Below are 12,483 nucleotides of genomic sequence, written 5' to 3'. Positions count from 1 at the left end.
CATGTCCCAGCGCAGGCGAAGACAACTCGCCTCGTCCGTTCATGCCCTCCGGCAGGATCATGGCAAACGGATGCATGCTGTTCATCCCGGTTAGTCCTGCAACACCCATGTATCCTTGACCCCGCCCCCCTGGCTTGAGTTGACCACCAGCGACCCTTCGGTCAGCGCCACGCGGGTAAGCCCGCCGGGAACCAGCCTGATCTGCTTTCCGACCAGGCAGTAGGGCCGGAAATCCGCATGCCTGCCCACCACCGCCGCCGGTCCCAGAGTCGGCACAGTCGACAGGTCCAGCGTCGGCTGGGCAATGAACTCGCCGGGATTGGCCCTGATGCGATCGGCATAGGCGGCGATCTCTTCCCGCGTCGCCTTGGGTCCGATCAGCATGCCATATCCGCCCGATCCATGGACCTCCTTGGCGACCAGTTCGTGCAGATGCTCCAGCACATAGGCGCACTCGTCCGGCCGGGAACATTGCCATGTCTGGATATTCTCCAGGATCGGCTGCTCCCCCAGATAGAAGCGGATCATTTCGGGCACGTAGATATAGACGGCCTTGTCGTCCGCGATGCCCGCTCCCGGCGCCGACGCCAGCGTCACCCCGCCATTGCGATAGACGTTGAAGATGCCCGGTATCCCCAGCAGACTGTCAGCGCGGAAGACGAGCGGGTCGAGATATTCGTCATCGATCCGGCGATAGATCACATCGACCTGGCGAGGCCCCAGCGTGGTCTTCATCCACACCCGGTCCTCATCCACGAACAGGTCGGCGGGCTCCACCAGTTCGATGCCCATCAGGTCGGCCAGGAAACTATGTTCATAATAGGCGCCGTTGAGCGCGCCGGGGGTCAGCAGCACCACCACCGGATCGCCCGAACAGGCGGGCGGCGCGACTTCCTTCAGGCTTTTCAGCAGTTCGGCTGGATAATCATCCACCGGCGCCACTATTCCCTGCCCGAACAGTTCGGGGAACATGCGCGTCATGATCTCCCGGTTTTCCAGCATGTAGGATACGCCGGACGGGGTCCGGCAATTATCCTCCAGCACCTCGAACCGCGCGGGGCCGGTGCGCACGATGTCGATCCCGACGATGTGGCTGTACACCTTGCCGGGCGGGGTGAAGCCCGCCATCTCGGCCAGATAGGCGCTGTTCCTGTAGATGATGCCGGCGGGCATGATCCCCGCCTTCACGATCTCCCCGCGATGATAGACGTCGTGCAGGAAGGCGTTGAGCGCCCTCGCCCGCTGCCGGATGCCCCGGTCCAGCACCCGCCATTCCTGCGCTGTGAAGATGCGCGGCAACAGGTCGAACGGAATCAGTCTTTCCGGGTCGCCTCCCTCACCATAGACGGCGAAGGTGATGCCGATGCGGCGGAATATCGCCTCCGCCTCCTCCAGCCTGCGGTTGAGCCCGGCAATGCCTGTCCGCTCCACCCAGTTCTGCACTTCGGCATAGCAGGCGCGTAGCGAACCGTCGGGCTCAAACATTTCGTGGAAGGGCAAGGTGTCGATCCTCCCTCGGCGGCAACCGCCGGTTGTGCATTGCAACATTAGTGCAACGCGACGGCGCGATTGCAAGCGCAAAACGCGTTTTCCGGCGGAAGGCTGCCAAAATTGTCGCGCGCGGCAAACATGGCAGAATTTACGGCGGCGCCATGCAAACCCCGTTGCCCCCGCCGATGACCCTGCTTATAGCGCGCCCTCACCGCAGGGCCGATGGCCCGGCGCAGCCCTTGGGGCGGAGTAGCTCAGCTGGTTAGAGCAGCGGAATCATAATCCGCGTGTCGGGGGTTCAAGTCCCTCCTCCGCTACCACCTAAAATATCCCGAAATCAGCGGCTTTCGCGCTTGCGTTGCCAATGCGTCCCAGCATCCGCAAGCTGGTGGACAAATGTCCTGCGCCTTCGCCCGAAATGCTTTGTTACAGACGCTACACCTTTCGGATCAGGCTCCATGGTAGGGCGATCTGATCAGGAAAGGAGAGACTATGGCTTTTTCATCCATATTGGTCGCCATCGACATCAACGATCATGACCATGCCAGGTCGGCATTGGAAGCGGCCCGCGCTCTCTCTGTGAGCGGCGCGAAGGTGCATATTCTCTATGTGCGCTACTTCCTGCCGGTGAATTATGAAGGCATGATCACGGTCGATTTCGACACGCAGGAAATTGGCGAGGCCCAGCGCCTGATCGACCAGTGGAAGGTCGAGTTCGGGCTGGAAAAGGCTACATTCGTCTCCCGCCGCGGCCGCGTCCGCGACGAAGTTCTGGACGAAGCGCAGCATATCGGCGCTGACCTCATCGTCATCGGATCGCATCAGCCATCGCTGTCCTCGCGCGTGCTGGGCTCCAATGCCGCCGCGATCGTCCGCAACTCGCCCATCAGCGTCCTTATCGCGCGGCAGGGCAAGGCCGCCTGACAAGGGGCCAGGCGCAAGCGCGGGGGCGATCGGCCGGCTCAGCCGGGATGCTTTCGGCAACGAAACATGATAGGCAGGCCCTTTCACAGGGAGAGAGCGCCATGCACCGAGTCATCGCCCTTGCCGCATCCATCGCCTTGCTGCCTGCGCCTGCCTACGCCCAATCCTCCCTCTCCCCCGCCGACCGCGCCGCCGCCTTCCGCGCTGGCGGGTTCAAGCTCGCGGGCAAGCAATGGCGCGCCTGCGGCGATCCGGGCACGCCAAGCTACAGTCCGGGCACGATAGAGACAGTCCGCGACCTGAACGGCGACGGCAGGCCCGAAGCTGTCATTACCGAGGGGTCAACCTATTGCTTCGGCATGACAGGCATGGGTTACACGATCGTCAGCAAACAGGCCGACGCCACCTGGAAGCGGATCACCGCGAACCAGGGCATTCCCACTTTCCTGCCGACGAAGGGCGCGGGCGGATGGCCGGACATCGAAGTTGGCGGCCCCGGCTTCTGCTTCCCGGTCGAACGCTGGAACGGCAAGCAATATGTCCTGAACCGTCACCAATATCAGGGAAAGCCCTGCCGCCCGCAACGATAAACGGCCCCGCAACGGCTCGGCGCATCAGCCGATCGGATGCCAGATGACAGCATGGAGGCGGTCAAGCGGCAATCAAACTCGGAACCATCAGATCGGCTTCATGCTCACGTGCCTTGCCCAACTCATGCCGGGCCTGCATCCGCATCAGGGTCTCGGCTTTTACGCCAAAGGCATGTTCGAAGCGGATCGCCATATCAGCGGACAGGGCCGCTCGACCGTTGAGAAGTGCGCTGATCGACTGCCTGCTCACTCCAAAAGCCTTGGCGAGATCGTTGATCGAAACGCCGTGGGCCTCGACAATCTCGGTCTTGAGCCACTCACCCGCATGGATCGCGAACGATGGATGAATCTTGATAGTCATCAGTGATAATCCTCCAGGTTCAGATCTACGATCGCGCCCCGCCCGTCGATTACAAAGGTCAGCCGCCAATTGCGTGTCACGGTCATCGCCCATGTTCCTGCCCGGTCGCCGGTGAGAGGGTGAAGGCCGTAATTTGGCGGCGTCGAAAGTTCATCCAGCGTCTCAGCATCGATGATGAAGTTAATCATCTTGAACAATCGGTCGACCAGGCCGCCGGGCAATCCTTTGGGTTTGCCAGTCTCCAAAAACCGCCGGAGCGCCTTATGGGCGACGCTTTCAATCTCCATGAAGGAAAGTATTGCCTTCCGTAGATATGTCAAGTGTCGCTTTACATAAAGCCTTGTTGCCGGTGTTTTCGCGCCGCAGGCGCGGCCTCAAATCTCCAGTTGCGATCCCAGTTCGACGACGCGGTTCGTTGGCAGCTTGAAGAAGGCCATCGGGCTTTCCGCATTGCGGACCATCCACGCGAACAGCCGCTCGCGCCAGATCGCCATGCCCGGACGCGACGAAGGCACCAGCGTTTCGCGGCTCAGGAAATAGCTTGTGTCGGCCACGCCGATCGGCCCGCCGCAATCCCGCACCGCCTTCATCGCGGCGGGCACGTCCACATTTTCCATGAAGCCGTGGCGCAGGATCAGGCGGTAAAATCCCTGGCCATGATCCTGCGCTTCCGTGCGCCCGTCGAACGGCAGGTGCGGCACATCCTCGGTCCGCACCGTCAGGATGATGTTGCGTTCGTGCAGGATGCGGTTGTGCTTCACATTGTGGAGCATCGCGGGCGGCACGCCTTCGGCCGATGACGACAGGAAGATCGCCGTGCCCGGCACCCGCTTTAGCGACGGCCCTGCCGACCGGATGAACAGGTCGAGGTCCATCGCATCCTCTCGCAGAGAATTGCGCATGATCCGCCGCCCGGTCGCCCATGTCGTCAGCACCAGGAAGGACAGCGCCGCCACCAGCAGCGGGAACCAGCCGCCATCGGGTATCTTGGTCGCCGTGGACAGGAAATAGGCGCCGTCGATGATCAGGAACAGCCCCGTCACCCCGGCCGCCAGCAGCCGGTTCCAGCGCCACACGCTGAACGCCAGCACGCCCATCATGCAGGTCGTGATCACCATCGTGCCCGTCACCGCGATGCCGTAGGCGGCCGCCAGATTGCTGGAACTGCCAAAGCCGAGCACCAGCAATATGACGAAGACCAGCAACGCCCAGTTGATCAGCGGCACATAGATCTGCCCCGCCGCCGAAGCGCTGGTGTGCAGGATGCGCAACCGCGGCAGGAAGCCCAGTTGCACCGCCTGCCGCGTCACCGAAAATGCGCCGGATATGACCGCCTGGCTCGCGATCACCGTCGCCAGCGTGGCGAGGATCACCAGCGGCAGCCGCGCCCATTCCGGCGCCAGCAGGAAGAAGGGGTTCTGCGCCGCCGCCGGATTGTCCAGCAACAGCGCGCCCTGCCCCAGATAGTTGAGCATCAGGCAAGGCAGCGCCGCGTAAAGCCACGCGATGCTGATCGCCTTGCGCCCAAAATGGCCCATGTCGGCGTAAAGCGCCTCCGCCCCCGTCACCGCCAGCACCACCGACCCCAGCGCCAGAAAGGCGAGCCGCGGGTCAAGCTGGAAGAAGTGAAACGCCCAGGCCGGGTTGATGATCTGGAAGATTTCCGGGTGGCGCAGGATATTCGCGATCCCCAGCACCGCCAGCGTCAGGAAATAGACCGCCATCACCGGCCCGAACAGCGCGCCGACCTTCGCCGTGCCAAAGCTCTGGATGACGAACAGCGCGATCAGGACGCAAATGGCGATCGGCAGCACCAGCGGGCTCAATCCCGCCTCCACCACCGTCAGCCCCTCGATCGCGGAAAGCACCGAAATCGCCGGAGTGATGATCGCATCGCCATAGAAAAGCGATGTCGCCAGCACCCCGAGCGCCGTGATCGCAGGCGTCCAGCGCCCGCTGCCCAGCCTGCGCCCGATCATAGCCAGCAACGCCATGCTGCCGCCTTCGCCATCATTGTCGGCGCGCATGACGATGAACACATATTTGACCGTGACGATCATCATCATGGTCCAGAAGATCAGCGACAGCACGCCGTAGATATGGGCCGGATCGACCGTCAGCGGATGATGCCCGACGAAGCTTTCCTTCAGCGCATAGAGCGGCGACGTGCCGATATCCCCGAACACCACGCCCAGCGCCCCCAGCGCAAGCGCGGGAAGCGGCCCGCGCGCGCCATGAGCGGCGCCCCGGCCGGTCAGCTCATCATGCATCGACATGCGCACGAGTCCCCTTTTGCGAGGCCGCCTATGCCACATTCGCCAGGGGGTCCGCCACCGGGGAAGCGGCGGCCGCAGGCGCAATCTTCGTCAACCGCCCCTTGCAACCCCCGGCAAAGCGCGCCAATGACGGCTCCAATGCACTTTTCGAGAGGATTGGGGGCCGATGAACCATTATGACGTTGTGATCGTGGGCGCCGGTCATGCCGGGGCGCAGGCCGCGATCTCCCTGCGGCAGCTCGGCTTCGAAGGGTCCGTCGCCATGATCGGCGATGAAAAGGACCCGCCCTACGAACGCCCTCCCCTTTCCAAGGAATATTTCGCGGGGGACAAGAGCTTCGACCGCATCCTGATCCGCCCGGCCAGCTTCTGGGCCGAACGCAATATCGACATGCTGCTGGGACGCCGGGTGAAGACCGTCGATGCCCAGGCGCACGTGCTGACCGCAGGCGATGAGCAGATCGGCTATGGCAAGCTCATCTGGGCGACCGGCGGCAGCCCGCGCATGCTGACCTGCAACGGCGCCGACGCGTCCAACGTCCATGCCGTCCGCCGCCGCGACGATGTCGACGCGATGATGGCGAAGCTGGACCAGATCAACCATGTGACCGTCATCGGCGGCGGCTATATCGGCCTGGAAGCCGCCGCCGTCCTCAGCAAGTTCGGCAAGAAGGTCGTGCTTCTGGAAGCGCTCGACCGCGTTCTCGCCCGCGTCGCCGGGGAGGAACTGTCCCGCTTCTACGAGGCTGAACATCGCGCCCATGGCGTCGACCTGCGCACCGGCGCGAAGATGGACTGCATCGAAGTGCGCGATGGCAAGGCGACCGCCGTGCTGATGCAGGATGGCGAGCGGATCGAAACCGACATGGTGATCGTGGGCATCGGCATCATCCCCGAAACCGGCCCGCTGATCGCGGCGGGCGCGGCGGGCGGCAATGGCGTGGACGTGGACGAATATTGCCGCACCAGCCTGCCCGACATCTATGCCGTGGGCGACTGCGCATCGCACGCGAACCGCTTCGCCCGTGGAGCGCAGATCCGCCTGGAATCCGTGCAGAACGCCAATGATCAGGCAAAGACCGCGGTGGCGCACATCATGGGCAAGGAAGAAGCTTATGACGCCGTGCCATGGTTCTGGTCCAACCAATATGACCTGAAGCTCCAGACCGTGGGCCTTTCCACCGGCCATGACCAGACCATCCTGCGCGGCGACCCGGCAACCCGCAGCTTTTCGGTGCTTTACCTCAAGGCGGGCAAGCTGATCGCGCTCGATTGCGTCAACGCCGTCAAGGATTATGTCCAGGGCCGCGCCCATGTCCTGTCTGGCGCGGTGCTCGATCAATCACAGCTTGCCGACTCGTCGATCCCTCTCAAGGAAGTCGGTCTGGCCTAAGGCGAATGGCTGACCCTATGCTCCCGCGAAAGCACTCGAACGGGACAAGCGGCTCGTAAGAGCCCGGTCCCGCGTCGATGTTATTCGCCGCCGCCTGAAACCCGCTACCCGCGAAAACCCGCCTTCACCGCCAGTTCCCAAGGCCCGCCCCGATAATAGTACGCCGCAAGTCCGCTGATCCGCAGCGGACGCGGCCGGAATCCCGCGCGCAGTTCATCAGCCAGCGCGCGCGCCTGCCCCGGCGGAACCTTGTTCTGCACCGTCAGATGCAATCTGGGCCGCGCCTGATCCTGCGGCGTCAGCAGCCCGGCGAAAGCCTCCGCCAACTCCTCCCGGATCGAAAGCAGCCCTTCGCTCTCCACCTGAAAGGCGACCCCTCGCCCCAGGAACAGCACGCCGGTCAGCGCCGCCGCCGGAGCCGGTTCCGCACAGAGCCGCTTCATCCGCTCCGCCAGTTCGGGCAGCAGCGATGGCGGCAGATGGTGGAACAGCGTGATATGCGCGGGCACAAGGTTGCGCTCCGGCGGGAAGTGCGCCCGCCGCAGCCCATCCGCCCAGGCAAAGTCCTGCGCCCCCATCAGCGCCGTCACGACGATCGGCGCGCAGGCCGGGCCGTCAGTCAGCCGGATGCGCTTTCAGCCACTCCAGCACCGGCTCAGGGCTGCTCATGCCATAGGGATCGTCATCCTCGCCCACATCGTTGATGCCGGGCTCCTCGAACCAGGCGACGATTTCGCCATCATCCACCACCATGGCATAGCGCCAGCTACGGTCGCCAAAGCCCAGATGGTCCTTCTTCACCAGCATGCCCATCCGGCGCGTGAAGTCGCCCGACCCGTCCGGCAGCAGCTTCACATTCTTGATGCCCAGATGCTTGCCCCACTGGTACATGACGAAGGCGTCGTTGACCGATATGCAATAGACATCGTCCACGCCCAGCGCCTTGAACTCGTCATAATAGCGCTCGAAGGCGGGGCATTGTTCGGTCGTGCAGGTCGGCGTGAACGCGCCGGGCAGGGAAAAGACGACCACGCGCTTGCCCTTGAACAGGTCGCCGGTCTGCACATCCTGCCAGCGAAAGGGATTGGGCCCGCCCACGCTCTCATCGCGCACACGGGTTTTCAGCGTCACATCAGGCACAGAACGTCCCAGCATCGTCGCATCTCCTTGTCTTCACGCGCTCCCGCGCCCTGCCGCCGCACGTGGGATGCGGCAATCAGGGCATGGAACACCCGGCAACGCAAGCCGATCCTTCCACCATCCCACGTTAATGGTATGGCGTGGCTAGTGCGGGACCGCGCCTAGCTCGAAGCCGGTTTTGTCATGCAAGGCGAAACGATCCACAATGTCCGCACTGGCGCGGTTATAGCCGGTCACCTCGACCGAGCGGCCATCGCGGCGCAACCGCGCCACGATCTTGTCGAGTGCCCCGACGCCGGAAATGTCCCAGAAGTGCGCTTGTGACACGTCGATGCGCACGTCTTTTGCTGTATCCTCCGCCTGGAATGCGCGCGTGAACCGCTCGACCGATGCAAAGAAGATCTCGCCGGTGACGCGATAGGTCGCCTGCGTTCCGTCGCCCGTGACTTCGCGCTCGACAGAAAACATGCGCTGCACCTTGGCGGCGAAGAAGATGCCGGAGAGCAGCACGCCTGCAAGCACGCCAAGCGACAGATCATGGGTCGCCACGACCACGATCACGGTCGTCAGCATGACCACCGAAGAGGTGGGCGGATGCCGGCGCAGGTTCGCGATCGAATTCCAGCTGAACGTGCCGATCGACACCATGATCATGACGGCGACCAGCGCAGGCATCGGCACGCGGCCGACATAAGGTCCAAGGACCGCCAGCAGGAAAAGGAGGAACGCGCCAGCGACGAAGGTCGATAGCCTCCTGCGCCCGCCGGAGGTCACGTTGATCACCGACTGGCCGATCATCGCGCAACCGCCCATGCCGCCGAACAGGGCCGCAACGATGTTGGAACCGCCCTGACCGGCGCATTCCTGGCGCTTGTCGCTGTCGGTGCCGGTCATGTCATCGACGATCTGCGCGGTGAGCAGCGACTCCAGCAGGCCGACCGCCGCCATCGTGAGCGAATAGGGCAGGATGATCCGCAGCGTGTCCATCGTCAGCGGAACGTTGGGCAGGGCCAGGCTGGGCAGCCCCTCGGGCAGCTTGCCCATGTCGCCCACCGTATGGACGGACAGGCCCAGGCCGATGCTGATCGCGCTCAGCACCAGGATGGCTACGAGCGGCGACGGGACCGCCCTGGTGATGCGGGGAAAGCCGTAGATGATCGCCAGACCTCCGGCGACCATGGCGTATGTCTCCCATCCGACGCCGGTAAGCTGCGGCAGTTGCGCCATGAAGATCAGGATCGCGAGCGCGTTGACGAAGCCGGTGATGACCGATCGCGACACGAACTGCATGACAAGGTCGAGCCGCAGCAGACCGGCGATGATCTGAATGACGCCCATCAGGATGGTGGCGGCGAACAGATATTCGACACCATGCTCGCGCACCAGCGGCACGACGAGGATGGCGACGGCGGCGGTGGCTGCCGAAATCATGCCCGGACGGCCGCCGATCAGGGCGATGGTCATGGCGATGGTGACGGAAGCGTATAGACCTACGCGCGGATCGACACCCGCGATGATGGAAAAGCCGATCGCTTCGGGAATGAGCGCGAGCGCGACGACAATGCCCGCCAGGATGTCGCGGCGGGCGGCGGCGCCGTCAGTGAACCACTGGCGGCGGTAAGCGGGAAGATCGAATGTCATTGAAAATCCACAACAGGGCACCGGACGCCGAACGGCGCCTCAGCATTGGTGCATGTTGTTGTCCGGCGGATCAGCGGCCGGAATAGCCACCCGGACTTTCACCGGGTCCTTGCGAATGCGAGCCCTATAGAGGGCGCATGCCGGTGAATCAACAGGCCTGCGAAAAGGCGGCTATTGAAAGAATGGCCAGCCCTCACCCAAAAATCCTCCGCATCAACGATGGGGAGGGGGACCATCGATTGAGCCGATGGTGGAGGGGAAAATGCGCCACCAGCCCCCTTCTCCACAGCCTGCGACCCCTTTCCCCAAGCCTACAGCACAGGAAGCATCAACACGCCTCAAACGGCAACCGGAACTCCACCCCTCAAAGTTCGCCCCGCGCCCGCCGGATATCGAACCATTTCCGCACATTCTGGTTATGCTGCTCCAGCGTGTCGGCAAAGATATGCCCGCCCCTCCCGTCCGCGACGAAATACAGCGCCTTCGTCTGCGCGGGCTGCAACACCGCCAGGATCGACAGCCTGCCCGGATTGGCGATCGGCCCCTTGGGCAGGCCCGTCATCGCATAGGTATTATAGTCGTTGACCGCCGCGATTTCCGACTTCTTGATCCGCCGCCCCAGCGGCTTGCCCTTCGTGATCGGGTAGATGATCGTCGGGTCCGCCTGCAACATCATGCCGCTTTTCAGCCGGTTGCCATAGACGCCCGCGACCATCGGCCGCTCGCTTGGCACGGCGGTTTCCTTTTCCACGATGCTGGCAAGGATGATCGCCTCGCGCGGGGTCTTGACGACAGCGGCGGGCGAACGCTCCGCCCACAGCTTCGCCAGGGTGCGGGTCATCGCATCCTGCATGCGCTTGAGCACGGCGGCGCGGCTTTCCCCCTTGTCGAAGGCATAGCTGTCGGGAAGCACGCTGCCTTCGGGCGGAACCTCGATCGTGCCGGTCAGCTGATCGTTCGCCATCAGCCGTTCGTAGACCAGGATCGACGGCATGCCTTCCGGGATCGTCACCAGCCGCGTCAGCGTCTTGCCGCCTTGCAGGATAGAGAAGATCTCCGCATTGCTCGCGCCCTTGGGGATCACGAACTCGCCCGCCTTGATCGACTTGCCGCGCCCGAACACCTTGGTCCGCGTCAGGAAGGCATCGGCGGAGCGCACCGCCCCGGCCCGCTTGAGCAGCACCGCCGCATCCGCGATCGACGCGCCTTCGGGCACGACGACATTGATGTCGCTCGCCGCCGGTCCCGCCTCGGTCCAGCCATGGACGAACCGGAACGCGATAAAGGCCGCGACGGCCAGGCCGACCAGCAATATGCTACAGCCAAGCCGCCGCATGGAAATGGCCTCAGATCGCCTTCATGATGAGCGAGGCGTTGGTGCCGCCAAAGCCGAAGCTGTTGTTCAGCACCGCGCGCACCTTGCGCTCCTTGGCCACGTGCGGGACCAGGTCGACCCCCGCGCAGCTTTCGCTCGGCTCGTCCAGGTTCAGCGTCGGCGGCACGATCTGGTCGCGCATTGCCAGGATGCAGAAGATGCTCTCCACCGCGCCCGCGCCGCCCAGCAGGTGGCCGATCGCCGACTTGGTGCTGCTCATCGACATGGTGGCGATATTGTCGCCGAACAGCCGCTTGACCGCGCCCAGTTCCAGCTCGTCGCCCAGCGGGGTCGACGTGCCATGCGCGTTCACATAGTCGATGTCGGACAAGCTGAGGCCCGACTTCCTGAGCGCCATTTCCATCGACCGATAGCCGCCATTGCCCTCCGGGTGCGGCGCCGTGACATGATAGGCGTCCCCCGACAGGCCATAGCCGATCACTTCGGCATAGATGTGCGCGCCGCGCTTCCTGGCGCGTTCATATTCTTCCAGCACGACCACGCCCGCGCCTTCGCCCATGACGAAGCCATCGCGGTTGACGTCATAGGGGCGGGAAGCCTTTTCGGGCGTGTCGTTGAAGGCGGTGGACAGCGCCCGCGCCTGGGCGAAACCGGCGATGCCGATCGGACAGATCGCGCTTTCCGCGCCGCCCGCCAGCATGACGTCGGCATCGTCCATCGCGATCATCCGCGCCGCGTCGCCGATCGAGTGCGCGCCGGTCGAGCAGGCCGTCACGACCGCATGGTTCGGCCCCATCAGGCCATATTTGATCGAGACCTGCCCCGAAATCAGGTTGATCAGGCGCCCATGGACGAAGTGCGGGCTCACCCGGCCCGGCCCCTTGTTCGCCAGCACCAGCGACTCGCTTTCGATCCCCGGGAGCCCGCCAATGCCCGAACCGATCGAGCAGCCAGCGCGCAGCCGTTCCTCCTCGCTCATATTGTCCAGCCCCGCGTCGCGCAGCGCCTGGCTGGCGGCGGAAATGCCATAGACGATGAAGGGATCGACCTGCCGCTGGATCTTGTGATCGACGTCCAGACCGGGATCATAGCCATATTCATGATCCGCGGGCTTTACCTCGCACGCGATGCGGCACTTATACTCGCTGGCGTCGAAGCGCGTGATCGTCGCCGCGCCGGACTTTGACGCGATGATATTCTTCCACGAGGTTTCGACATCTCCGCCCAGCGGGCTTACCATGCCGAGGCCGGTTACGACGACGCGACGCATATATCTGCTCCGAAAAACTTCACGAACTTGCGCCGTTCCTTAGCTGCTTCCAAAGCGCTTG

The 12,483-nt window shown here is 63.7% G+C and carries 12 protein-coding genes, 1 tRNA gene and 1 other annotated feature; of the genes, 4 read left to right on the top strand and 9 right to left on the bottom strand.

Going from position 1 to position 12,483, the window contains the following annotated elements; genetic code table 11:
- Nucleotides 1-90 precede the first annotated feature (90 nt).
- On the bottom strand, nt 91-1,500 hold the full coding sequence (locus ET21_RS0124515; protein ID WP_030541727.1) for a circularly permuted type 2 ATP-grasp protein: 1,410 nt from the start codon (nt 1,498-1,500) through the stop codon (nt 91-93).
- Nucleotides 1,501-1,734: 234 nt separating this feature from the next.
- On the opposite strand from ET21_RS0124515, the gene ET21_RS0124510 reads away from it, so the two are divergent.
- The 3 genes from ET21_RS0124510 to ET21_RS0124500 all read left to right on the top strand — a co-directional run bounded on the left by ET21_RS0124510 (nt 1,735) and on the right by ET21_RS0124500 (nt 3,005).
- A tRNA-Met gene (locus ET21_RS0124510) sits at nt 1,735-1,811 on the top strand.
- Nucleotides 1,812-1,983: 172 nt separating this feature from the next.
- On the top strand, nt 1,984-2,415 hold the full coding sequence (locus tag ET21_RS0124505) for a universal stress protein (protein ID WP_021236899.1): 432 nt from the start codon (nt 1,984-1,986) through the stop codon (nt 2,413-2,415).
- 101 nt (nt 2,416-2,516) lie between these two features.
- Nucleotides 2,517-3,005, top strand: coding sequence for a hypothetical protein (locus tag ET21_RS0124500; protein WP_021236900.1), 489 nt, complete (start codon nt 2,517-2,519; stop codon nt 3,003-3,005).
- 61 nt (nt 3,006-3,066) lie between these two features.
- Here the strand turns inward: ET21_RS0124500 and ET21_RS0124495 are convergent, their stop codons facing one another.
- The 3 genes from ET21_RS0124495 to ET21_RS0124485 all read right to left on the bottom strand — a co-directional run bounded on the left by ET21_RS0124495 (nt 3,067) and on the right by ET21_RS0124485 (nt 5,636).
- Nucleotides 3,067-3,366, bottom strand: a complete 300-nt coding sequence (locus ET21_RS0124495; RefSeq protein ID WP_021236901.1) for a HigA family addiction module antitoxin — start codon at nt 3,364-3,366, stop codon at nt 3,067-3,069.
- Nucleotides 3,366-3,653, bottom strand: a complete 288-nt coding sequence (locus ET21_RS0124490) for a type II toxin-antitoxin system RelE/ParE family toxin (RefSeq protein WP_021236902.1) — start codon at nt 3,651-3,653, stop codon at nt 3,366-3,368. The genes ET21_RS0124495 and ET21_RS0124490 overlap by 1 nt, the downstream gene beginning before the upstream one ends.
- 87 nt (nt 3,654-3,740) lie before the next feature.
- On the bottom strand, nt 3,741-5,636 hold the full coding sequence (locus ET21_RS0124485; protein ID WP_051209607.1) for a potassium transporter Kup: 1,896 nt from the start codon (nt 5,634-5,636) through the stop codon (nt 3,741-3,743).
- Nucleotides 5,637-5,808: 172 nt separating this feature from the next.
- On the opposite strand from ET21_RS0124485, the gene ET21_RS0124480 reads away from it, so the two are divergent.
- A complete protein-coding gene (locus ET21_RS0124480) occupies nt 5,809-7,035 on the top strand; it encodes an NAD(P)/FAD-dependent oxidoreductase (RefSeq protein WP_021236904.1) in 1,227 nt (408 codons plus the stop codon).
- Nucleotides 7,036-7,139: 104 nt separating this feature from the next.
- Here the strand turns inward: ET21_RS0124480 and ET21_RS0124475 are convergent, their stop codons facing one another.
- The 5 genes from ET21_RS0124475 to fabF all read right to left on the bottom strand — a co-directional run bounded on the left by ET21_RS0124475 (nt 7,140) and on the right by fabF (nt 12,422).
- A complete protein-coding gene (locus ET21_RS0124475; RefSeq protein ID WP_030541725.1) occupies nt 7,140-7,613 on the bottom strand; it encodes a 2'-5' RNA ligase family protein in 474 nt (157 codons plus the stop codon).
- A gap of 37 nt (nt 7,614-7,650) precedes the next feature.
- Nucleotides 7,651-8,190 carry a peroxiredoxin gene (locus ET21_RS0124470; protein WP_021236906.1) on the bottom strand — a complete coding sequence of 180 codons (540 nt, stop codon included), beginning with the start codon at nt 8,188-8,190 and terminating at the stop codon, nt 7,651-7,653.
- Nucleotides 8,191-8,319: 129 nt separating this feature from the next.
- Nucleotides 8,320-9,816 carry a SulP family inorganic anion transporter gene (locus ET21_RS0124465; RefSeq protein ID WP_021236907.1) on the bottom strand — a complete coding sequence of 499 codons (1,497 nt, stop codon included), beginning with the start codon at nt 9,814-9,816 and terminating at the stop codon, nt 8,320-8,322.
- Between the two features lie 56 nt (nt 9,817-9,872).
- Nucleotides 9,873-9,928: a sequence feature (sul1 is cis-regulatory element that is thought to sense ions involved in sulfur or methionine metabolism; They are found in Alphaproteobacteria), on the bottom strand.
- A 252-nt stretch (nt 9,929-10,180) separates the two neighbouring features.
- The gene (mltG, locus tag ET21_RS0124460; protein ID WP_030541724.1) at nt 10,181-11,152 is read right to left on the bottom strand and encodes an endolytic transglycosylase MltG; all 972 of its coding nucleotides are present in this window, start codon (nt 11,150-11,152) and stop codon (nt 10,181-10,183) included.
- Nucleotides 11,153-11,162: 10 nt separating this feature from the next.
- Nucleotides 11,163-12,422, bottom strand: a complete 1,260-nt coding sequence (gene fabF, locus ET21_RS0124455) for a beta-ketoacyl-ACP synthase II (RefSeq protein WP_021236909.1) — start codon at nt 12,420-12,422, stop codon at nt 11,163-11,165.
- Nucleotides 12,423-12,483 lie beyond the last annotated feature (61 nt).

The organism is Sphingobium sp. DC-2, assembly GCF_000722555.1.
In the GTDB taxonomy this organism is placed as follows: Bacteria; Pseudomonadota; Alphaproteobacteria; order Sphingomonadales; family Sphingomonadaceae; genus Sphingobium; species Sphingobium quisquiliarum.
Note: the sequence above shows the minus strand (reverse complement) of the source record. Positions and strands in the feature narration are given on the sequence as shown.

Bases quoted from the DNA above. Each gene is read 5' to 3' on its own strand.
- ET21_RS0124475 (WP_030541725.1), bottom strand. From the start codon at position 7,613: ATGGGGGCGCAGGACTTTGCCTGGGCGGATGGGCTGCGGCGGGCGCAC.
- mltG (WP_030541724.1), bottom strand. From the start codon at position 11,152: ATGCGGCGGCTTGGCTGTAGCATATTGCTGGTCGGCCTGGCCGTCGCG.
- ET21_RS0124490 (WP_021236902.1), bottom strand. From the start codon at position 3,653: ATGGAGATTGAAAGCGTCGCCCATAAGGCGCTCCGGCGGTTTTTGGAG.
- ET21_RS0124495 (WP_021236901.1), bottom strand. From the start codon at position 3,366: ATGACTATCAAGATTCATCCATCGTTCGCGATCCATGCGGGTGAGTGG.
- ET21_RS0124480 (WP_021236904.1), top strand. From the start codon at position 5,809: ATGAACCATTATGACGTTGTGATCGTGGGCGCCGGTCATGCCGGGGCG.
- ET21_RS0124465 (WP_021236907.1), bottom strand. From the start codon at position 9,816: ATGACATTCGATCTTCCCGCTTACCGCCGCCAGTGGTTCACTGACGGC.
- ET21_RS0124485 (WP_051209607.1), bottom strand. From the start codon at position 5,636: ATGCATGATGAGCTGACCGGCCGGGGCGCCGCTCATGGCGCGCGCGGG.
- ET21_RS0124500 (WP_021236900.1), top strand. From the start codon at position 2,517: ATGCACCGAGTCATCGCCCTTGCCGCATCCATCGCCTTGCTGCCTGCG.
- ET21_RS0124470 (WP_021236906.1), bottom strand. From the start codon at position 8,190: ATGCTGGGACGTTCTGTGCCTGATGTGACGCTGAAAACCCGTGTGCGC.
- fabF (WP_021236909.1), bottom strand. From the start codon at position 12,422: ATGCGTCGCGTCGTCGTAACCGGCCTCGGCATGGTAAGCCCGCTGGGC.
- ET21_RS0124505 (WP_021236899.1), top strand. From the start codon at position 1,984: ATGGCTTTTTCATCCATATTGGTCGCCATCGACATCAACGATCATGAC.